Here is a 21,540-nt window from a genome sequence, read left to right as displayed (position 1 = left end):
CGCGACGTGCGCCACGCGTCGGCCTCGTCGACGCGGCGAGCGGTGGCGCCGATCACGAGCGCGATCTCGCCCTCGAAGGCGAGCAGCTCGGTGCCGGCTGGGCGCTCGACCGTACCGTCCGTCGCGGCGACGGAGCTCGAGGGCTTCAGGAAGTAGGACGGATGCTGCGGCCTGCGCCCCCGCTGATCGGCACGTGAGGCGTAACTCAGGTGGATCGCGATGATCTTGCCGGGACGGCCGGGCAGCCCCGCGAAACGCGGATCCACCGTGGTCGAGTCGTTCATGAGCCCCCTCGCTCTTGCGTCGTATCCGAAATCGTATATGATCGGTCGGCATCGGGCAAGCATCCCCTGGAGCCGCCCGAGAACCGCACAGAGATGTCGGACGACGAAGGAGTCACCTCATGAGCGCACCGCAGTCCCCCGTGGGATTCACCCCTACGGGAACCATCGCAACCCACAAGGATCGCCGCCGCGTCGTCTTCGCGACCGTCGTCGGCACGACGGTCGAGTGGTACGACTTCTTCATCTACGCGCAGGCGGCCGCCCTCGTCTTCGCGACGCTCTTCTTCGAACCGGCAGGCACGGGCTTCGCTCAGATCCTCGCGTTCATCACGGTCGGCATCAGCTTCCTCTTCCGCCCGCTCGGCGCATTCCTCGCGGGCCACCTGGGCGACAAGTACGGACGCCGCCTCGTGCTGATGCTCACACTCATCCTCATGGGCGTTGCGACGACGCTCGTGGGTCTCCTCCCGACATACGCCGCGATCGGCATCGCCGCGCCCATCCTCCTCATCGTCCTGCGCATCCTGCAGGGCATCTCGGCCGGTGGCGAGTGGGGCGGGGCGGTCCTCATGGCGGTCGAGCACGCACCGAAGGGAAAGCGCGGGCTCTTCGGCGCCTCGCCCCAGATCGGTGTTCCGCTCGGCCTGCTCCTCGCGTCGGGCATCATGGGCCTCATGGCGGTCATCGCCCCCGGCGAGGCGTTCCTCGAGTGGGGCTGGCGCGTTCCGTTCCTCCTCTCGTTCGTGCTGATCCTCGTCGGTTACTACATCCGTCGCCGCGTCGAGGAGAGCCCCGTCTTCGTCGAGCTCGCCGAGCGCAAGCAGCAGACACGGATGCCGATCGTCCAGCTCTTCAAGCGCCACGCACTCCTCGTGCTGCTCGCGGCGCTCGTCTTCGCGGGCAACAACGCCGTCGGCTACATGACGACGGGTGGATACATCCAGCGTTACGCGACCGACCCCGCGGGCCCTGTCGGACTGACGACCGCCGATGTCCTGGGAGCCGTGACCCTTTCCGCCGTCACGTGGCTCGTCTTCACGTGGATCGCGGGCTGGCTCTCCGATCTGATCGGCCGCCGGACGACCTACATCATCGGCTGGATCGCGCTCTTCGTCGGCGTCTTCGCCGTCTTCCCGCTCGTCAACACGGGCAACGTCATGCTCCTCGCACTCGGGCTCATCATCCTCACGGTCGGCCTCGGTTTCACGTACGGACCTCAGGCGGCGCTGTACACGGAGCTGTTCCCGGCATCCATCCGCTTCTCCGGAGTATCGATCTCGTATGCGATCGGCGCGATCCTCGGCGGTGCCTTTGCTCCGACCATCGCGCAGGCGCTCGTGCAGGCGACGGGCGGGACGATGGCTGTCACGTGGTACCTCGCGGGGATGGTCGCCCTCGGCCTCGTCGGGTCGCTCCTGCTCCGCGATCGCTCGGGCATCCCCCTCGGTCCGGACCACGAGGAGGAGCAGTCCGCGAGCCCCATCTACGGCCGCGCCCAGGCGTAACGTCGATTCCGACCGGGAGGTCTCATGCAGTTCCATCACCACGGGTACGTCTCGAGGGACCCTCGCGTGCAGCCCGCCGCGGGCACGGGCGTCGACCGCCCGACGGAGCTCCCCGACGTCGTCGACGTGCTCATCGTGGGCTCGGGCCCCGCGGGGATGCTGCTGGCCGCGCAGCTGTCGCAGTACCCCGAGCTCACGACGCGCATCATCGAGCGTCGCGAGGGACGGTTGCCGCTCGGTCAGGCCGACGGCATCCAGCCGCGCAGCGTCGAGACGTTCCAGGCCTTCGGGTTCGCCGAGCGGATCGTCGCGGAGGCCTACAACATCGCGTATATGAACTTCTGGGGGCCCGACCCGGAGAATCCGCGCAACATCATCCGGACGACCCGCACGGAGGACTACGCGCTCAACATCAGCGAGTTCCCGCACCTCATCGTCAATCAGGCACGCGTGCTCGACTACTTCGCCGAAGCCGCCGCCGACGGGCCCGGCCGTATCGTGCCCGACTACGGCGTCGAGTTCCTCGGTCTCACGGTGGAGGACGACGGCGTCGACGTGCGGGTGCGCCATGCCCTCGGAGCGCGTGCCGGCGAAGAGCGGACGATCCGGGCCGCCTACGTCGTCGGATGCGACGGTGCCCGCAGCGGCGTGCGCGAGGCGATCGGCCGCGTGCACGTGGGCGGCGTGTCACTCCACGCGTGGGGGGTCATGGACGTCCTCGTCAACACCGACTTCCCCGACTGGCGGACGAAGTGCGCCATCAATTCGACGGCGGGGAACATCCTCCACATTCCGCGTGAAGGCGGCTACCTCTCGCGCATCTACGTCGATCTCGGAGAGGTCGCCGCCGACGACGATCACCGGGTCCGCCAGACGCCGATCGAGGCGATCATCGCGAAGGCGAACGACATCCTGCATCCGTACTCCTTGGATGTGAAGGAGGTCGCGTGGCACAGCGTCTACGAGGTCGGCCACCGGGTGACCGATGGCTTCGACGACGCGGGAGACGGGTCCGACCGCGATCCCCGCGTCTTCCTGACGGGCGACGCGTGCCACACCCACTCCGCGAAGGCGGGGCAGGGGATGAACGTCTCCATGCAGGACGGGTTCAACCTCGGGTGGAAGCTCGGCTCGGTCCTGACCGGCCGGAGTCCCGCGTCGCTCCTCAAGACCTACACGGCCGAACGGAAGCCGGTCGCGCAGCAGCTCATCGACTTCGACAAGGAGTGGTCCTCGCTCATGGCGCGGAAGCCCGAGGAGATCTCCGACCCGCAGGATCTCGCGACGTACTACCTCGCGACGGCGGAATTCCCCTCGGGGTTCATGACGCAGTACGGCCCGTCGGCGATCGTGGGTGGTGGCGAGTACCAGGCGCTCGCGGAGGGCTTCCCGGTCGGGAAGCGGTTCAAGAGCTCCGAGGTCGTGCTTGTCGCCGACGGCAACCGCGTGCACCTCGGCCACCATGCCCGGGCCGACGGGCGGTGGCGGATCTACGCGTTCGCGGATGCCACGGGATCCGCCCTCGATGAGTGGGCGACGTGGCTCTCGTCGTCGGACGAGTCGCCCGTGCGTCGACACACGCCCGCGGAGGCCGACATCGACGCGGTGTTCGACGTCAAGGTCGTCTACCAGCAGGGGTACGACGAGGTGGACGTGGCATCCGTTCCCGCGATCTTCCGGCCCGCGAGCGGACCACTCGGGCTGACGGACTGGGAGAAGGTCTTCGCCGCTGCCCCGAGCGCCTGGACGACGACCGACATCTTCGAGGAGCGGTCGCTGTCGCGCGACGGCGTCGTGGTCGTGGTGCGCCCCGACCAGTACGTCGCCGCGGTCCTGCCGCTCACGGCGACGTCGGAGCTGGCGTCGTTCTTCGCCGCGCACCTCCTCCCGGCATCCCCCGCCTGACCCCCCCTTCGTCGAGACCCCGGGTTCTCGCCGACCCACCCCGTTGTTTGCGCCCATTTACGGGGTCGCTCGGCGAGATCGCGGTGTCTCGACGTGGTGGCGGTCGGGATGCTGCGTGGCGGGATGCTGCGTGGCGGGATGATGCGTGGCGGGATGCTGCGCGTCAGGAGTTCACGCGGATGATCTCCTGCTGGTACGGGGCGATGACCGAAGGGGAGATGCGGATGTCGAGCAGGAGGTACGGGCGGGTGTCGGGGTTTTCCGCCGACCACGTTCCGAGGCGGTCGAGGTCGGCGAGCTCGCGCACGACGACGCCCTCGGCTCCGACCGCGTCGGCGAGTCCCGCGAAGTCCACCTCCGGGATCATCATGGGTCCCGTCGCGACGCCCTTGAGTCCGTAGAGGTTCACTTCGGCGGCGTACGCGCCGTCGTTCCAGACGACCGCGAGCCCGCGACCGCGCGCGACCCGCACGGCGGACTCGAGGTCTGCGAGGGCCATGAGCCCGCCGCCGTCGCCGGTCGTCAGGACGACGGTCGAATCGGGTCGAGCGAGCGCGGCGCCCGGGACGGACGGGAATCCGAGCCCGATCGACTGGTACGCCGTGCCGATCATCATCATCCGGTCGGGCGACGCGACGGGCCAGTACATGTTCGCCCAGCCGATGAAGTGGCCACCGTCCGACACGACGACGCGGCCCTCGGGAAGCAGCTCCGCGACGCGGCTCGCGACCGTTCGCGGGTCGAGCCTGCCGTCGGATGCCACGCCGTCGCCGGCCTCGAGCGCCCGGGCTTCGTCGAGGGCGACCGTCTCGCGCCATCCCGACGGCGTTGCGCCGAGAGCCGCGAGGTCGGCGACGAGGTGCTCGGCGACGACGCGCGCATCGCCGCGCACGTAGGCGCCGACGTGGGCGTGGGTCGCGGTCGGGGCGACGTCGACCTGCACGACCCGCGTCCCGGGTGCGAAGAGGGCGCCGAAGCGCATCGTGAATTGATTGAGCGAGGCGCCGAAGACGACCGCGACATCGGCCTCGCGGATGAGGTCCATCGCCCCCTCGGCACCGAAGCCGCCCGTCACGCCGAGGTCGAACTCCGCACGGGGGAAGATCCCGCGCCCGAGGGCCGTCGACGCCGTAACGGCACCGGTCGCGTCGGCGAGGGCGCCCAGCGCGTCGCCCGCGCCCGCGACCCAGGCACCGCGGCCCGCGAGGAGGAGGGGGCGCTTCGCCGCCGCGAGGGCGCGTGCGAGCTCGGAGATCGACTCGCGGGCGAACGGCGTCGGCTGGACGGCGGCGGGCAGGCGCGGCTCGAGCGTCTCGGGCACCTCGCCCGCGTCGAGCGTCGCGACGTCGTAGGGGATCGCGAGGACGGTCGGAACCCGGTACGTCAGGGCGTGCTCGATCGCGATGACGGTCGTCGCCGCGGCATCCGCTCGTCCGACGGTGTAGGTGCGCGCCCCGACCGCCGATGCGAGCGCGATCTGGTCGACGTCCCACGGCCGGCGGCCCGACGTGGGCTCGTCACCCACGACGAGCACGAGCGGCACGTGCGCCTGCACGGCCTCCGCGAGAGCCGTGAGCGTGTTGGTGAACCCCGCGCCGTACGTGGTGGTCGCGGCGGCCAGGCGTCCCGACGCACGGTGGAACGCATCGGCCGCGACGACGGCCCCCGCCTCGTGACGCACGGCCGTGAAGGTCGCGGGAGTGATGCGTTCGATGGCGTCGAGGAACCAGGCATTGCCGTTCCCCATGACGCCGAAGACGTGGTCGATGTGGCGGGCGAGGGTCACGGCGACGTGCGCAGAGACGGTGGGCATGACGAAGCTCCTGCGAGACGGATCGGAAGTGGATGCCGTATGTGTCTCGCGCGCCCGGCTCCTTGCCGGAGCGGCTGCGTGCCCCTTTTTCGGGCACCGGGCGGCCGAAGAAGCCGCCTGACGTTCCGAGTATAGGCACGGTGTCGGGCCCGGTGCTGCACTCGCGGGCGGCATGATGGAGACATGAAGACGACACAGCTGCGCCGGTACACGCTCGTCGATGGGGAGTACGACGCGTTCGTCGCCTGGTGGCAGTCCACGATGCCGATCGTGCGGCCGCAGGCGGGCTTCACGGTGGAGTTCGCCTACGGCATCCCCGAGACAAACGAGTTCGTGTGGGCGGTCACCGCCGACGGCGACGAAGACGCATTCCTCGCGCTCGAGAAGACGTACATGGCCTCGCCCGAGCGGGCCGCCGCTTTCGACGGCGTCCCGCAGCGCGTCGCCGAGTACAACATCCGGTTCGTGCAGTCCTTCTGATTGGCTCGCCTCAGAGGCGAGCAATGCCCCTCGGATGTACATCATGTACATGGAGTGCGCAGGTATCCGCACGGCAGAATGGGACGGCAGAACCGTAGGATCGTATACGATCCGAGGATGCCGCGGGGTGCGGCATCCGGAACGACGAGGGAGTCCCCGTGACCGACAACCGCGAAACCGCCCTGCTGGAGTCCGTCCCCGATGGCCTGTTCATCGGCGGCGAATGGCGGGCGGCGACCGACGATCGCACCCTGCGCGTGTTCGATCCGGCGACGGGCCAGGTCGTCAAGACGATCGCCGACGCCTCGCCCGAGGACGGCAAGGCGGCTCTCGATGCTGCCGTCGACGCGTTCCCCGCGTGGGCGGCGACACCGCCGCGCGAGCGGGCGGAGATCCTGCGCCGCGCGTTCGATCTGCTGCAGGAGCGCAAGGAGGACTTCGCCCTGCTCATGACGATCGAGATGGGGAAGCCCCTCGCCGAGGCGCGCGGCGAAGTCGCGTACGGCGGCGAGTTCCTCCGGTGGTTCAGCGAGGAGACGGCGCGGATCCAGGGGCGCTACGGTGCGAACCCCGAGGGCACGGGACGCATGATCGTGTCGCAGCATCCCGTCGGCCCGTGCTTCCTCATCACCCCCTGGAACTTCCCCCTCGCGATGGCCACACGCAAGATCGCGCCGGCGCTCGCGGCCGGCTGCACCGTCGTCATCAAGCCCGCGGAACTGACGCCCCTCACGACGCTCGCCTTCGCGAAGCTGCTCGAGGACGCGGGGCTCCCGAAGGGCGTCGTGAACGTCTTCACGACCTCGACGTCCGGCGCCGTGTCGGAGCCGATCATTCGCGACCCGCGCCTGCGCAAGCTGTCGTTCACGGGCTCGACGGGAGTCGGGCAGCGGCTCCTCGAGCAGGCGGCGCAGGGAGTCCTGCGTACGTCGATGGAGCTCGGCGGCAACGCCCCGTTCGTCGTCTTCGACGACGCCGACCTCGACAAGGCCGTGGACGGCGCGATGCTCGCGAAGTTCCGCAACATCGGTCAGGCCTGCACGGCGGCGAACCGCTTCATCGTGCATCGCTCCGTCGCCGACGAGTTCGCGGCGCGCGTCACGGAGCGCGTGCAGGCGATGCGGATCGGGCGCGGCACGGAGGAGGGCGTCCAGATCGGACCCCTCATCGACGATCGCGCGGTCGCGAAGGCCGAAGAGCTCGTGCGGGATGCCGTCGGCCGGGGTGCGACGCTCCGGACGGGCGGGGAGCGCGTCGAGGGTGAGGGCACGTTCTACGAGCCGACCGTCATCACGGACGTGCAGCCGGGCAGCAGCATCCTTCGCGAGGAGATCTTCGGCCCCGTGCTCGCGATCGTGCCCTTCGACACAGAGGACGACGCCGTGCGGCTCGCGAACGACACGGAGTACGGGCTCGTCTCGTACGTCTTCACCGAGAGCCTCGCGCGGGGACAGCGCATGATCGAGCGGCTCGAGACCGGCATGATGGGCCTCAACGTCGGTGTCGTCTCGAACGCCGCCGCTCCGTTCGGGGGCTGGAAGATGTCCGGCCTCGGCCGCGAGGGCGGCGCCGAGGGCATCCACGAGTACCTCCAGACGAAGTACACCCTGACCCCCAACCCCTTCTGACCCTGGCCCCGATCCGCCGAGAAGACCCGAACTGTCGGGAATCCGGCCCCGGGGCGACGTTCTGCGTCTTCTCGGCGACCTGGCGGTGCCGGGGAGCGGGTCGGCCGCGCTCGAAGGTCGTGCTCCGATCTGCCGAGAAGACCCGAACTGTCGGGGATCCGGTCCCAGGGCAGCGTTCTGCGTCTTCTCGGCAACCGGGCCGCGGTTCAACGCGGACAGGATCCGTCCGGGTGGGGGAGGAGGATGGGCCCCATGGATGCCGCGAAGCTCCGCGCGCTGCGCATGAGGTCGCACCGACTCTCCGCGCCCGCGGCGGCCGTTGCGGAGGCGGCGTGGCACATGCTCGCGACGCAGGCGCAGGAGTTCTGGGGCGGCCGGTGGGCGCTCGCCGTCCGCACGCGCGGTGAGCCGAGCATCCGCGATGTCGACGCCGCCTTCGACCGCGGCGAGATCGTGCGCTCGTGGACGATGCGCGGCACCATCCATGCGATCCCCGGTCGCGACCTCGCGTGGGTGCTGTCGGTCACGGGCGAGCGTCAACGGCGGCAGGCTGCGGCGGTCCACCGCCGCGAAGGTATCGACGACGCCGAGATCGTCCGCGCCGAGCGGGCCGTGCGCGCTGCTCTCCGTGGCGGCGACCGCCTCGCCCGCAAGGAGCTCTTCGCCGTCCTCGACGCGGCGGGTGCCGCGACGGCGGGCCAGCGCGGGTATCACCTCCTCGTGCAGCTCTCGCTCCGTGGCGTCGTGTGCCAAGGGCCTGTCGTGCCGCGCACGGGCGGGCCGACGCGGGAGCAGTACATCGTCCTGGCCGAGGAGTGGATCCAGGACGCCGCGACCCCGGCCGATCCCCTCGCGGAGTTCTTCGTGCGCTTCATCGCCTCGCATGGCCCAGCGGGCGTGCGCGACTTCGCGTGGTGGGCCGGCCTGCCGCTCGGCCTCTCGCGGGACGCCGCCGACGCGGCATCCGATCGCCTGCGCATCGTCGAGAACGAACCCGAGCCGCTCTACGTCGCCGCAGCCCCTCCGCCTCGCCGTTCTCCAGCCGTGCCGGACGTGCTCGCCCTGCCGCCGTTCGAGGAGTACTACCTCTCCTACGCCGATCGCACGGCCGCCTGCGCGCCCGAGTTCCTCGCCTCGATCGGTCCCAGCAAGAACGGCGTCGTCCGCCCGATCATCGTCGCCCACGGTGAAGCCGTCGGCGTCTGGTCGCACTCGCTCGCGGTCGGGCGCCACACCGATGAGCCGCTTCTCGAGCTGTTCACTCCGGATGCCGCGACCCCCGCCGAGGTCGCGGCGGCCCTCGACCGCTACCGGCGCTTCGTCACGGCCTGACCCCGCGGCATCCGCTCGTCACACCTGGGAGTGCCGGTCGAGGAATTCGTAGACCTCGCTGTCGTCGACGCCGGGGAAGTCGCCGCGGGGGAGCGGCGAGAACATGTGACGGTGCACGCGGGCCGACGGCCATGCCTTGCCCGACCAGCGATCTGCGACATCCGGCGACGCGCGTCGGCAGCATGCCTCGTCGGGACAGGTGGACACACCGCGCTTCTGCGTCTCGCGTCCGCGGAACCACCTCGCGTCGTCGAAGCCCACGCCGACGGTGATGGAGAATTCGCCCTCCGCCGTCGTTCCTGTCTGCGTCGAACACCAGAACGTCCCCGCGGGGGTGTCCGTGTACTGGTAGTGCTCGGTCGTGCGGTTCTGCTCGCCGAACGCGGCGCGCGCGAGCGAGTGGCGACAGACGATCTGGCCCTCGACGGCTCCCGTGACGTCCTGCGGCAGGGGGAGATCGTCGTTCTCGTAGACGCGTGAGATCGAGCCCGATCCGTCGACGCGCAGGAAGTGCAGCGCGATACCGAGGTGGCGCGTGAGGAGGTTCGTCATGCGCATCCCCGCGGCCTCGTGCGTGACGCCGAATGCGTCGCGGAAGTCCTCGACGGCGAGGTTCCGGTCCTTCTTCGCCTGTGCGAGGAAGGCGACGGAGGCGGTCTCGGGCATGAGGCAGCAGGCGGCGAAGTAGTTGATCTCGAGACGCTGCTGCAGGAAGTCGGCGTAGTCGGTCGGCGGACGGTGCCCGAGCAGACGGTGCGCCATCGCCTGGAGCGCCATCGATCGCAGCCCGTGCCCTCCCGGGATCGACGCCGGCGGAAGGTAGATGCGGCCGTGCTCGAGATCCGTCACCGACCGCGCCGAATGCGGAAGGTCGTTGACGTACAGGAGGTCGAACCCCAGCTGCTTAGCCATGATGCTCACCGAACGGTGGGTCAGGGCGCCCGAGACGTGCCCCGCGGCGCGGAGCTGCTTCTCGGCGAGCTTCTCGATGTCGGGGAGGTAGTTGTCGACCTTGCGCATCGCGAGGCGCAGCTCGGTGTTGGCGCGCCGGGCCTCCTCGGGAGTCGCGATCGCCTCCCGCTCGCGACGCTGGAGCTCTCGATGGAGACCGAGGATCGACTCGATCGTCTCGTCGGACATGCCCTTCGTCACCTTGACGGGCGCGATCCCCAGCTGACGGAACACGGGACTCGACTGGGCACGTTGCAGTTCGATCTCGAGCGCCGCGCGGCGATTGGGGGGTTCGGTCGAGAGGAGGCTCGTGACCTCGACTCCCGTCGCCGCCGCGATGGCCTGCAGGATCGAGAGCTTCGGCTCGCGCTTGCCGTTCTCGATGAGGCTCAGCTGGCTGCCCGCGATGCCGACGCGCTCGCCGAGTTCGTCGAGGGTGAGTCCGCGGGACTGACGCTGGTGACGGATGCGGTGACCTAGGGTCGACAGCTCGAGCGAGGTGGCGGTCATTCCTTGATCCTAGCGAAAGAGTTGCGATTCTTTCGATCCAGAATGCCAGAAATTCTCTCAATCTCTCGTCAAAGTGGAGGAGAACACGGTTCTGTCCCCGAATCGATAGAGGAGCGTCCCATGGCCCTGGCCGACATCTTCACCCGTCCCGCCGACTCCGCCGCGACCGCGAGCCCGCGCGCCTTCGGCATGCGACCCCTCGGCACCGGCCTCGAGGGGTTGACGGCGTGGGTCGACGACATCGCCGCGCTGACGCAGCCCGACCGCATCCACTGGGTCGACGGCTCGCGCGCCGAGAACGATGCCCTCCTCCGCCAGATGGTCGAGGACGGCACCCTCATCAAGCTCAACCCCGAGTGGCGCCCGGGTTCGTACCTCGCCCGCTCGCACCCGAGCGACGTCGCTCGCACCGAGGCGCGCACCTTCATCGCCTCGGAGCGCGAAGAGGACGCCGGACCCACCAACAACTGGGCAGCACCCGACGACATCCGCTCCACCATCACGCCGCTGTTCGCCGGTTCGATGAAGGGCCGCACGATGTACGTCGTGCCCTTCTCCATGGGCGCCGTCGGCGGACCCCTCTCGCACATCGGAGTGCAGATCACCGACAGCCCCTACGCCGTGGCATCCATCGAGGTCATGACGCGCGTCGGAACCGACGTGCTGCGCGAGATCGCCGGCGGAGCGCCGTGGGTGAAGACCGTGCACTCCGTCGGCGCCCCCCTCGAGCCGGGACAGAAGAGCGATGCGTGGCCGTGCAACGACGAGAAGTACATCGTGCACTTCCCCGAGACGCTCGAGGTGTGGTCGTACGGGTCGGGATACGGCGGAAACGCGATCCTCGCGAAGAAATGCTTCGCCCTGCGCATCGCCTCGGTCATCGGACGCGACGAGGGGTGGCTCGCCGAGCACATGCTCCTCATCCGCGTCATCGATCCGGCGGGGCGCCGGTACCACGTCGCGGCAGCCTTCCCCTCCGCGTGCGGCAAGACGAACCTGGCGATGCTCAAGCCCACGATTCCGGGCTGGCGCGTCGAGACGCTCGGCGACGACATCGCGTGGCTCCGCCCGGGGGAGGATGGACGCCTGTGGGCGATCAACCCCGAAGCGGGCTTCTTCGGAGTCGCTCCGGGTACGGGCGAGTCGACCAACCAGACGGCGGTCGAGACGCTGTGGGGCAACACGATCTTCACGAACGTCGCCCTCCGACCCGATGGTGACGTGTGGTGGGAGGGGCTCACCGACGAGGCGCCCGCCGAGCTCACCGACTGGCAGGGCAACCCCTGGACCCCCGCGATGGGACGCCCCGCGGCGCACCCGAACTCGCGCTTCACGGTGTCCGCGGCGCAGTGCCCGCAGATCGCCGCCGATTGGGACTCGCCCGAGGGCGTGCCCCTCGATGCGATCCTCTTCGGTGGTCGACGGGCGACCAACGTCCCGCTCGTCGTCGAGGCGACCGACTGGACCCACGGCGTCTTCCTCGGTTCGACGATCTCGTCGGAGCGCACTGCCGCCGCCGAGGGCACCGTCGGGGAGCTCCGCCGCGACCCGTTCGCGATGCTGCCGTTCTGCGGCTACAACATGGCCGACTACTTCGGCCACTGGCTCAAGATCGGCCAGAAGCTGCGATTCGATCGTGCGCCGCGCGTGTTCCAGGTGAACTGGTTCCGCAAAGGGTCGGACGGTCGCTTCCTGTGGCCCGGCTTCGGAGACAACGCCCGCGTCATCGACTGGATCATCCGCCGTATCGAGGGCGAGGTTCCCGGGATCGACAGCGCGATCGGACGCCTTCCGCGAGCGGAAGACCTCGACATCGAGGGCATCGCCGTGACGGATGCCGACATGGCCGAGCTGTTCGCGATCGACCCCGCATCGTGGCTACGCGAGGCGGACCTGACGGAGGAGTTCTTCCAGACCTTCGAGGGCCGCGTGCCCGCGCCGTTGTGGGCCGAACTCGCGGCGCTCCGCTACCGCCTCCAGCGCGCCTGACCCTCGCTTCACTTGTCTCAAAGGGCGGGTTCCGAGGGGGCAACCCCGCCCTTTGAGACAAGTGAGCGGATGCGCGCGTGCGGCGGGACGGCGTTCACTTGTCTTGAATGGTGGCCTCGCGGCATCCCACCTCGCCCTTTGAGGCAAGTGAACCGCGGGATGCGCGTGCGTCAAACGAGGAGCTGGTGCTTCGCGAGGTCGCGGTAGAGCGGGGTCGAGGCGACGAGCTCCGAGTGGGTGCCCTGGCCGACGACGCGCCCCTGGTCGAGCACGACGATGAGGTCGCTGTCGACGACGGTCGACAGGCGGTGGGCGATCACGACGAGCGTTCGCCCGGATGCTACGGCGTCGATCGCCTCGCGCATCCGCTGCTCGTTGAGCCCGTCGAGCGACGACGTCGACTCGTCGAGCAGCAGGATCGGGGGAGCGGCGAGGAGGGCACGCGCGATCGCGAGCCGCTGACGCTCGCCGCCCGAGAGCATGACGCCCGACTCGCCGACCGGCGCGTCGAGCCCGAGCTCGCTCCGATCCAGCACATCGCCGAGATTGACGGCGCGCAGAACCCGTTCGCACTCGGCGTCGGTCGCGTTCGGTGACGCGAGCCGCAGATTGTCGCCGATCGTGCCGGCGAGAGTCGGAGCATCCTGCTCGACGTACCCGAGCTGTGCCCGCAGGTCGTCGCGATCGAGCGCTCGCACGTCGATACCGCCGAGCAGGATCGCCCCGTCCGTCGGGTCGTAGAAGCGCTCGATGAGCGACAGCGTCGTGCTCTTTCCGGCGCCCGAGGGGCCGACGAGCGCGACGCGGGCGCCCCGCGGCACAGAGAACGACACCCCCCGCAGGACGTCGTGAGAGTCGTCGGCGGGGGATGCCGCGGGCCGGGCAGAATCCGGAAGGGTGACCGCCGACGTGTCGACGTGCGCGGACTCGAGCATCGCGAACGCCTCGGTCTCGACCTTGCGCCGCGCCGCAACGACGTCTGCGGGGTACGCGAAGCGCACGTCGCGGAACTCGAGCGCGGGGGCCGATCCCGACGTCGACTCCGCCGGGACGCGCGCGGCGATGGCAGCGTCGTCGTCGGTTTCGGTGGGCAGATCGAGCACCTCTTGGATCCGACCGAGTGCCCCGAGCGCCTGATTGACCGACGTGATGGCGCCGAAGAACGAACCGAGCGGACCGACGAGGAGGAAGAGGAACATCACGAAGGTGACGAGAGCGGCGATCGTGATGGCTCCGGATGCCACGCGGAAGCCGCCGACGCCTAGGACGACGAGGAGCGACACCTGCAGCGCGATGCCCGCGACGGGCACGACGAGCGCCGAGACCTTCGCGATCCGGACCCCCACACGGTAGGCGTCGGTCGCTCGCTCGGTCACCGACGCGACTTCGCGCTCCGTCGCCCCCGACGCGCGCACCGTGCGGATCGAGCCGACGGCTCGCTCGACGCCCGATGCGAGTTCGCCGACTTTGACCTGCTGCTCGGCCGTCGCGGCGCGGATACGCCCGGACAGCACGGTGACCCCGAGGATCGACACCCCGATGACGAGGACGATGAGCGCCAGGAGGACCCAGTCGATGAGCGCCATCGCGATGAGCGCCCCGAGGAAGATCAGCGAGTTGCCGATCGCGTCGGCGAGTCCTTGCGTCAGAACGGCGTACAGCAGCGTCGTGTCGGTGCCGACCCGCGACACGAGATCACCCGTGCGTCGTGCGTCGAACTCGGAGATCGGCAGGTGCAGGATGCGCGAGATGAGCCGGCGGCGGCTCGAGTAGACGACCGCGGTGCCGGTCCGCTGCAGCAGATAGTGCTGGTATCCCGAGATGAGCGAGGATGCCACGACGAGTCCGACGATGAGCCAGACGAGGCTCTCGAGGGGCTGCTGCTCCTGCACGCGCTCGATGACCTGGCCTACGAGCGCCGGCTGGGCGAGCGTCGTGACGGCGCCGACGATGCTCAGGAGCGCGACGACGACTAGGACGCGCTTTTGTTCGAGAAGGAACGGCAGGAGCTGCTTCAGGCTCGCGCGCGGGCCTTCCTGCGCGGCACGGCGACCGCGCCCCGGACGGGTCATCGACATGGTTCTCCCTCGGTGGTGCGGCAGGGTTCACCCTCGACCGTACTTCGTGTGGACGATGTGCTTCGACACGAGGGGAGCACGAGCCGACGAGACGGTGTCGGTGGCCGGAGGTAGTGTGATCCGGTGCCAGAACCCGTCATCGCCGCAGCGAACCTCGTCAAGGCCTACAAGGTCAAGGGCAAGCCCGCGTTCACGGCCGTCGACGGCCTCGATTTCGAGGTCGCACCGGGTGAGTCCTTCGGCCTTCTCGGCCCGAACGGTGCGGGAAAGTCGACGACCATGAAGATGGTCGGCGCCGTCTCGACACGGACGTCGGGCGACCTCTCGATCCTCGGCCTCGATCCCGACCGCCACGGTCCCGAGATCCGCTCGCGCTTGGGCGTCGTTCCGCAGCAGGACAACCTCGACGGCGAGCTCAACGCGCGCGAGAACCTCTTCATCTACGGCCGTTACTTCGGGCTCCCCGCCAAGGTGTGCCACGAGAAGGCCGACGAACTGCTCGCCTTCGCGCAGCTCGAAGACAAGGCGAAGAGCAGGGTCGATCAGCTGTCGGGCGGCATGAAGCGGAGGCTCACGATCGCTCGTGGCCTCATCAACGACCCACGGATCCTGCTCCTCGACGAACCCACGACGGGTCTTGATCCGCAAGCCCGTCATGTGCTGTGGGACCGCCTGTTCCGACTCAAGGAGCGCGGCACGACGCTCGTTCTGACCACCCACTACATGGATGAGGCCGAGCAGCTGTGCGATCGACTCGTCGTGGTCGACAAGGGCCGGATCATGGCGGAGGGCACGCCGGCGTCGCTCATCCGGCAGTACTCGAGCCGGGAGGTCCTCGAGGTGCGCTTCGGCTCCGACCGCAACGAACAGGTCGCGCCGCAGCTCGAGGGAATCGGCGATCGCGTCGAGGTGCTGCCCGACCGGGTGCTCGTGTACGCGCACGACGGCGAGGCCGCTCTCGAACAGGTCACGGAGCGTGAGCTGCACCCCGTGACGTCGCTCGTGCGTCGTTCGAGCCTCGAAGACGTCTTCCTCCGTCTGACGGGAAGGTCGCTGATCGAATGAGCGATCTCTCGGGAGGTGCAGCCGGATCACGGATGCCGCAGCCCGCGGCCGTACAGAGCCCGACGCTCGACGAGCTCCGCGCGGAGGCGCTGGAGTGGGGCCGCAAGCCGCGCGCCCGCGGCTCCTGGTACGTCACGGAGCACATGGTGCGCGCCATGCGCGCGTACGGGTGGACGATCATCGTCGGCGCCTTCGGCCAGCCGGTCCTCTACCTCCTCGGCCTCGCCGTCGGGCTCGCCGCGATCATCGACGTGCCGGTCGTCGACGGCGGGCAGGAGGTGCCCTACCTCGTGTTCGTAGCACCCGCTCTGCTCATGACGTCGGCGATCGCCGTGGCATCCGAAGAGTTCACGTACCCCGTCATGGCGGGGTTCAAGTGGCGGCGCTACTTCTACGGCTTCAACGCTTCCCCGCTGTCGTCGGGGCAGATCGCGAACGGCGTCGTGCTGGGCGCGGCCGCGCGCATGGCCGTGACGGTCGTCCTCTACTTCGGCTTCATCGTGCTGTTCTTCGCATGGCTGCAGCCCGACGCGATCCGGCCGGCGACGGCGTGGATCTCGGTCGTCATCGGCCTCGTCGCCGGACTCTCCTTCGGCATTCCCCTCATGGCATACGCGGCATCGATCGAAGACGACAAAGGGCAGTTCGCACTCGTCCAGCGCTTCATCTTCATGCCGATGTTCCTCTTCTCGGGCACGTTCTATCCGCTCGCGACCCTTCCGCTCTGGCTGCAGTCGATCGGATGGATCTCGCCTCTCTGGCACGCGACCGAGCTCGGCCGCATCGTGACCTACGGCAAAGAGGCCGCGCCCGGCATGATCGCGGTCCACGTCGGATACCTGCTGCTCCTCACGCTCGGCGGGCTCATCGTCGCCCGGCGGCTGTTCGAAAGGCGGCTCGCGAAGTGACGACGATGACGATGGGCACCGCGACCCGTTCGGGCGGCGTGCGGTCGCTCTGGGCGGGAAACCCTCAGGCGGTCGTCCAGCGCGGACTCGTCGCGGCCCGATCCTCGAGCTGGGTCGTCGTGCTGTCGGGGTTCTTCGAGCCGGTCTTCTATCTGGCATCCATGGGCCTCGGACTCGGCGTCCTCATCGGCGATGTGCAGACGTCGGGCGGCATCGAGGTTCCCTATGCGGCCTTCATCGCGCCCGCCCTGCTCGCGGTGTCGGCGATGAACGGCGCGATCTACGACTCGACCTGGAACGTGTTCTTCAAGCTCCACTACGGGCGGCTGTACGAGGGGATGCTCGCGACCTCGCTCGGACCACTCGACGTCGCTCTCGGCGAGATCCTCTACGCGCTCCTCCGCGGCGCCCTCTACGCGACCGGGTTCATGGTCGTGATGCAGCTGCTCGGTCTCAACCTCGCGTGGACGGCGCTTCTCGCCCTCCCCGCCGTCCTGCTCATCGCGTTCGGGTTCGCGAGCGTCGGGATGGCCGTCACGAGCTACATGAAGACCTTCCAGCACATGGACTGGATCAACTTCGTGCTGCTGCCGATGTTCCTCTTCTCGGCGACGCTGTACCCCATCACGATCTACCCCGAGTGGGTGCAGGGGGTCATCATGGCGTTCCCGCTGTGGCACGGTGTCGAACTCGTGCGAGGGCTGACGACGGGATACCTGAGCGCCGCCATGCTCTGGCACATCCTGTACTTCGTCGTGATGATCGCGGCGGGCCTCGTCTTCACGACGAAGCGCCTCCGCGCTCTCTTCCTCGACTAACCTCCTCCCCATACACACAATCGACTTGTCGTATATGCCGTCGAAACCGTCATCGTGCGGCGCATATACGACAAGTCGATTGCCGTTGGGGGGAGGGGGAGGGTCAGCGCCAGATGACGGCGATCGCGGCGTTCGCGAGCGTGAGAAGTCCGATCGCCCAGAAGACCGCGGGGGCGACGGCGCCGTTGCCGCTCTTTCGCGCGCGGGCCGCTCCGATGCCCATGAGCGCCCCGATCACGAGGAGGACGACCAGCTTGACGCCGATCTTGGCGTAGTTGAGGTCGTAGGAGATGCCCCACGGCGCGGCAAGAGCGAGCCCCGCGACGGCCGCGAGGATGAGCCCCAGGTTCATGACGGGGTTGATCTGAAACCGACGACTGAACGCCTCGACGGCCCATGCGCCGAAAAGGAGCGCGAAGCCGGTGAGGTGCACGAACACGACGATGTGGCGGAGGATTTCCATACTCGTCACGGTAGGCCTCCGCCCGCCTTCCCGCCAGCAAGGCCCGCCTCAGCTGCGTCGGGGCAGCCGTTCGGTTCAGCCGCGCAGTGCGCGCAGGACGAGCGCCGTGCGCACGGCGGCGTCGGCGGCCTCGTAGCCCTTGTCCTCGTGCGATCCCTCGAGACCCGCGCGGTCGAGCCCCTGCTGCTCGTCATCGAGTGTCAGCACGCCGAAGCCGACGGGCTTGCCCGTGTCGATCGCGACGCGCGTCAATCCGTCGGTCGCCGCCGACGACACGTACTCGAAGTGCGGTGTGCCACCCCGGATGATGACGCCGAGCGCCACGACGGCATCCGCACCGGCATCCAGGGCAGCCTTCGCTGCGACGGGGAGTTCGAACGAACCCGGAACGCGCACGAGTCGCCACGAGGCTCCGGATGCCACGAGGGCACGTTCCGCGCCGCCGATCAGCCCGTCGGTGATGACGTCGTGCCATGTTCCGGCGATCACGACGACGTCGAGTCCGCTCGCGTCGACGGGTTCGCCCGGCTGGGGGACTCCCGACGCGCTCATCGCTCGACTCCCTCGTGGAGCTGAGCGAGGGCGTTGCGCAGCTCGCCTTCGTCGATGATGTGTCCCATGCGGTCTCGCTTCGTTTCGAGGTACTGGTGGTTGTTGGGGCCGACCCCGACGATGAGCGGCACCTGCTCGACGATGTCGAGGCCGAGGCCGCGCAACTGGTGGACCTTGTCGGTGTTGTTCGTGAGCAGACGCACCTTGCTGATGCCGAGGTCGGCGAGCATTCCTGCTGCGGCGGCGTAGTCGCGGGCGTCGGCCGGGAGACCGAGTGCGAGGTTCGCGTCGACGGTGTCGAGTCCGCGCTCCTGCAGGCTGTAGGCGCGCAGCTTGTTGATGAGTCCGATGCCGCGACCCTCGTGTCCGCGCATGTAGATGACGACGCCGCCATCCTGTTCGATGGCGTCGAGCGCCGCGTCGAGCTGAGGTCCGCACTCGCATTTCAGCGAGCCGAACGCCTCGCCCGTCAAGCACTCGGAGTGCACGCGGACGAGCGGCGCGTCATCGTTCAGCTCGCCCGAGACGATCGCGAGGTGATCCGTACCGGTTACGCGGTCCTTGTAGGCCAGGAAGCGGAACTCCCCGTGCGAGGTCGGCACCTTGGCTTCGGCGCGGAGGCTCACGCGGCGACGGGCGGTCGCGTGTTCCGCGGCATCCGTCGGGTCCGTCTCGTTCAGGTAGTCGATGAGCTGCTCGATCGTGATGACCGGGATGTTCTCCCGCTCGCCTAGTTCGATGAGACCCGGCAGACGCATCATGCTGCCGTCCTCGTCGACGACCTCGCCGATCGCGCCGACGGGGGAGAGTCCCGCGAGCTTCATGAGCTCGACGGCGGCCTCCGTGTGGCCGGCGCGTTCCCGGACGCCACCGTCGACGGCGCGCAGCGGAAGGATGTGTCCCGGCCGGATGACGCTCGTCGGCGTCGATCCCGGGTGGGCGAGCACGTTGAGAGTGTGGGCGCGGTCGGACGCGCTGATCCCGGTCGACGCGCGGTCGGCCGCGTCGACGCTGACCGTGTAGGCGGTGCCTCGCGAGTCCTCGTTGTTGGCGACCATGGGAGGCAGATCGAGGCGGTCCGCCCAGTCGGCGGGCATGGGTGCGCAGATGAACCCGCTCGACCACCGGATGGTCCAGGCGAGCCACTCGGGCGTGGCCAGCTCGGCCGAGAGGATGATGTCGCCCTCGTTCTCGCGGTTCTCATCGTCGGCGACGATGACGGGTCGCCCGGCGGTGAGCGCGGCGAGAGCGTCGGGGATGGCGGAAAGGCTCATTTCGAGCCCCCTTCTTTCGTGGCGGTCCGGTCTTTCGTGGCGATCGGATCGGTCGTGGGTGTGTAAGGAGCGAAGGCGAGGAGGCGCTGCACGTGGCGCGCGAGGATGTCGGTCTCGAGATTCACGCTCTCGCCGGCGGTGCGGTCGCCGAGCGTCGTCGCGGCGAGCGTCTCGGGAATGAGGGAGACCTCGAACCACGCGTCGGTCGCCGCCGATGCAGCATCCGTCGGCGCGTCCGAAGCGGCGCTCACCGTGAGCGAAACGCCGTCGACAGCGATCGAGCCCTTGTCGACGACGAGCGGCGCGAGTTCGGCGGGAAGCGCGATGCGGAGCACCTGCCACTCCGCGCCCGGCCGCACCTCGAGGACCTCGCCGGTGCCGTCGATGTGGCCTTGCACGATGTGGCCGCCCAGACGTCCGTGCGCGGGTGTCGCGCGTTCGAGGTTGACGCGACGCCCGGGGCTCACATAGGCGAGCGTCGACATGTCGAGCGTCTGGCGCATGACGTCGGCCGTGAACCAGTCGGGGCCCTGTTCCACGACGGTCAGGCACACGCCGGACACCGAGATCGAGTCGCCGTGCGCGGCGTCCGTCACGGCCTTCGGCCCGCGAACGGTGAGTCGCACGCCGTCGCCCGATGCCGTGACGGCGGTGACTTCGCCGACCTCTTCGACGATTCCCGTGAACATCAGTTCTCTCCTTCATGCTGCATGGTGGCGACGATGAGCAGGTCGTCGCCGAGTCGTTCGACGGATGCCACGGACAGGCGACGCGCCTGCGCGATCGTGTCGACGCCGAGATCTCCTAGTGCGAGTCGCGCTCCGCCGAGGAGCACGGGAGCGATGTAGGCGAGCACCTCGTCGGCGAAGCCTGCGCGCACGAAGGCGCTCGCGAGCGTGGGACCTCCTTCGACGAACACGCGCTGCACACCGAGGCCGCCGAGTTCCTCGAGAACGGCGGCGAGATCGCGGCCGTCGCGGTGCAGGAGGGGCAGCGGATGCCGGTGCACCGCGGCGGCCGCCGGAACAGCCCGGGCGCCCAGGACGACCGGCCGCGGCTGGTGATCGGAGAGGCTTCCGTCCGGCTGTCGCGCGGTCAGGGCCGGGTCATCGGCGAGGAGCGTGCCCGTGCCGACCACGATGGCGTCGGCCCCGGCGCGCCGCACATGCACGTCGGCGCGCGCGACCGGTCCCGTGATCCACTTGCTCGTGCCGTCGTCGGCAGCCGCTCGGCCGTCGAGACTCTGCGCCCACTTGACGGTCACGCGCGGGCGGCCCAGCCGCTGGACCTCGAGCCAGTCGCGGAGCAGCGCACGGCCTTCGTCGGCGCGCACGCCCGCCTCGACCTCGACGCCCGCCGCGCGGAGGCGCTCGGCCCCACCGGAGGACGCGTCGCCGGGGTCATCGACGGCGTAGACGACGCGCGCCACGCCCGCGTCGAGGAGCGCTTCGGAGCAGGGGCCTGTGCGACCCGTGTGGTTGCAGGGCTCGAGCGTCACGACGGCGGTGGCTCCGCCGGCCTCACCGGGCGCGAGCTTCGAGAGGGCGTCGACTTCGGCGTGCGGCGTCCCGGCACCGCGGTGCCAGCCTTCGGCGAGGATGTCACCGTCGGGCGAGAGGATGACCGCGCCGACCTGCGGATTGATGCCGCGAGGGCCTCGAAGGGCGAGCGAGAACGCGCGCTCCATCGCAGCGCTCTCCGCGGTGTTCGCCGGCATCCGTTCTCCCCGTCCAGGTTTCAGACCGACGGATCCGGAAAAGGGGAACGCTCGGCGCCCGGGCTCGCCGGTGCCGCTCGTGCTGCCTCCCATCCGGACTAGCGATGGTCTCCCATCGCATCACCGTCGGTCCCGGATTTCCACCGGGTCAGCCGTGGCGGCATCCTTTCGGATGCTGATGCCACAGCTCGCGGACTATCACCGCCGGTTCGGATTCTCACCGACCCCGGAGCACGTCGATGCTCACGAGTGTAGTCAACGCCGGTAG

At 69.3% G+C, this 21,540-nt stretch carries 18 protein-coding genes; 9 read left to right on the top strand and 9 right to left on the bottom strand.

What is annotated here, in order from left to right; all coding sequences use genetic code 11:
* Positions 1–284 (bottom strand): fumarylacetoacetate hydrolase family protein (locus tag FBY39_RS16320; protein WP_186336974.1); only part of this gene is annotated, 284 nt, incomplete at its 3' end.
* A 119-nt stretch (positions 285–403) separates the two neighbouring features.
* On the opposite strand from FBY39_RS16320, the gene FBY39_RS16315 reads away from it, so the two are divergent.
* Positions 404–1,789 carry an MFS transporter gene (locus tag FBY39_RS16315; RefSeq protein WP_141933734.1) on the top strand — a complete coding sequence of 462 codons (1,386 nt, stop codon included), beginning with the start codon at positions 404–406 and terminating at the stop codon, positions 1,787–1,789.
* Between the two features lie 24 nt (positions 1,790–1,813).
* Positions 1,814–3,694: an FAD-dependent monooxygenase gene (locus tag FBY39_RS16310; RefSeq protein WP_141933732.1), complete on the top strand. Its 1,881-nt coding sequence runs from the start codon at positions 1,814–1,816 to the stop codon at positions 3,692–3,694.
* Positions 3,695–3,857: 163 nt separating this feature from the next.
* Here the strand turns inward: FBY39_RS16310 and FBY39_RS16305 are convergent, their stop codons facing one another.
* Entirely contained in the window at positions 3,858–5,507 is a 1,650-nt protein-coding gene (locus FBY39_RS16305) for a thiamine pyrophosphate-binding protein (RefSeq protein WP_141933730.1), read from the bottom strand.
* A gap of 183 nt (positions 5,508–5,690) precedes the next feature.
* Between FBY39_RS16305 and FBY39_RS16300 the strand changes: the two genes are divergently transcribed.
* The 3 genes from FBY39_RS16300 (at position 5,691) to FBY39_RS16290 (ending at position 8,947) form a co-directional block, all read left to right on the top strand.
* Entirely contained in the window at positions 5,691–5,987 is a 297-nt protein-coding gene (locus FBY39_RS16300; RefSeq protein WP_141933728.1) for a hypothetical protein, read from the top strand.
* A 158-nt stretch (positions 5,988–6,145) separates the two neighbouring features.
* Positions 6,146–7,615 (top strand): NAD-dependent succinate-semialdehyde dehydrogenase, encoded by a 1,470-nt coding sequence (locus FBY39_RS16295; RefSeq protein WP_141933726.1) that lies wholly within the window; start codon positions 6,146–6,148, stop codon positions 7,613–7,615.
* Between the two features lie 252 nt (positions 7,616–7,867).
* Positions 7,868–8,947, top strand: coding sequence for a winged helix DNA-binding domain-containing protein (locus tag FBY39_RS16290; protein ID WP_141933724.1), 1,080 nt, complete (start codon positions 7,868–7,870; stop codon positions 8,945–8,947).
* 18 nt (positions 8,948–8,965) lie between these two features.
* Here the strand turns inward: FBY39_RS16290 and FBY39_RS16285 are convergent, their stop codons facing one another.
* Positions 8,966–10,408, bottom strand: coding sequence for an XRE family transcriptional regulator (locus tag FBY39_RS16285; RefSeq protein ID WP_141933722.1), 1,443 nt, complete (start codon positions 10,406–10,408; stop codon positions 8,966–8,968).
* Between the two features lie 120 nt (positions 10,409–10,528).
* Between FBY39_RS16285 and FBY39_RS16280 the strand changes: the two genes are divergently transcribed.
* Positions 10,529–12,397, top strand: a complete 1,869-nt coding sequence (locus tag FBY39_RS16280) for a phosphoenolpyruvate carboxykinase (GTP) (RefSeq protein WP_141933721.1) — start codon at positions 10,529–10,531, stop codon at positions 12,395–12,397.
* 170 nt (positions 12,398–12,567) lie between these two features.
* On the opposite strand, the gene FBY39_RS16275 is transcribed toward FBY39_RS16280, so the two are convergent.
* Positions 12,568–14,475: an ABC transporter ATP-binding protein gene (locus FBY39_RS16275; RefSeq protein ID WP_141933719.1), complete on the bottom strand. Its 1,908-nt coding sequence runs from the start codon at positions 14,473–14,475 to the stop codon at positions 12,568–12,570.
* A gap of 123 nt (positions 14,476–14,598) precedes the next feature.
* Between FBY39_RS16275 and FBY39_RS16270 the strand changes: the two genes are divergently transcribed.
* The 3 genes from FBY39_RS16270 to FBY39_RS16260 are packed head-to-tail and all read left to right on the top strand — an operon-like array spanning position 14,599 to position 17,266.
* Positions 14,599–15,540, top strand: coding sequence for an ABC transporter ATP-binding protein (locus FBY39_RS16270; protein WP_141933717.1), 942 nt, complete (start codon positions 14,599–14,601; stop codon positions 15,538–15,540).
* Between the two features lie 32 nt (positions 15,541–15,572).
* Positions 15,573–16,448: an ABC transporter permease gene (locus tag FBY39_RS16265; protein WP_141934309.1), complete on the top strand. Its 876-nt coding sequence runs from the start codon at positions 15,573–15,575 to the stop codon at positions 16,446–16,448.
* Positions 16,449–16,453: 5 nt separating this feature from the next.
* Positions 16,454–17,266, top strand: a complete 813-nt coding sequence (locus FBY39_RS16260; protein WP_141933715.1) for an ABC transporter permease — start codon at positions 16,454–16,456, stop codon at positions 17,264–17,266.
* 103 nt (positions 17,267–17,369) lie between these two features.
* Here FBY39_RS16260 and FBY39_RS16255 read toward each other — a convergent pair whose 3' ends face one another.
* The 5 genes from FBY39_RS16255 to ribD form a co-directional block, all read right to left on the bottom strand.
* On the bottom strand, positions 17,370–17,729 hold the full coding sequence (locus FBY39_RS16255) for a Fe-S protein (protein ID WP_141933713.1): 360 nt from the start codon (positions 17,727–17,729) through the stop codon (positions 17,370–17,372).
* Between the two features lie 75 nt (positions 17,730–17,804).
* Positions 17,805–18,281, bottom strand: coding sequence for a 6,7-dimethyl-8-ribityllumazine synthase (ribH, locus tag FBY39_RS16250; RefSeq protein ID WP_141933711.1), 477 nt, complete (start codon positions 18,279–18,281; stop codon positions 17,805–17,807).
* On the bottom strand, positions 18,278–19,555 hold the full coding sequence (gene ribA / locus FBY39_RS16245; RefSeq protein WP_141933709.1) for a GTP cyclohydrolase II: 1,278 nt from the start codon (positions 19,553–19,555) through the stop codon (positions 18,278–18,280). The genes ribH and ribA overlap by 4 nt, the downstream gene beginning before the upstream one ends.
* Positions 19,552–20,244 carry a riboflavin synthase gene (locus tag FBY39_RS16240; RefSeq protein WP_141933707.1) on the bottom strand — a complete coding sequence of 231 codons (693 nt, stop codon included), beginning with the start codon at positions 20,242–20,244 and terminating at the stop codon, positions 19,552–19,554. The genes ribA and FBY39_RS16240 overlap by 4 nt, the downstream gene beginning before the upstream one ends.
* Complete coding sequence (ribD, locus tag FBY39_RS16235) at positions 20,244–21,272, bottom strand: bifunctional diaminohydroxyphosphoribosylaminopyrimidine deaminase/5-amino-6-(5-phosphoribosylamino)uracil reductase RibD (RefSeq protein WP_141933705.1); 1,029 nt, start codon at positions 21,270–21,272, stop codon at positions 20,244–20,246. The genes FBY39_RS16240 and ribD overlap by 1 nt, the downstream gene beginning before the upstream one ends.
* Between the last annotated feature and the right edge of the window lie 268 nt (positions 21,273–21,540).

Source organism: Microbacterium sp. SLBN-146 (assembly GCF_006715145.1).
In the GTDB taxonomy this organism is placed as follows: Bacteria; Actinomycetota; Actinomycetes; order Actinomycetales; family Microbacteriaceae; genus Microbacterium.
Note: the sequence above shows the minus strand (reverse complement) of the source record. Positions and strands in the feature narration are given on the sequence as shown.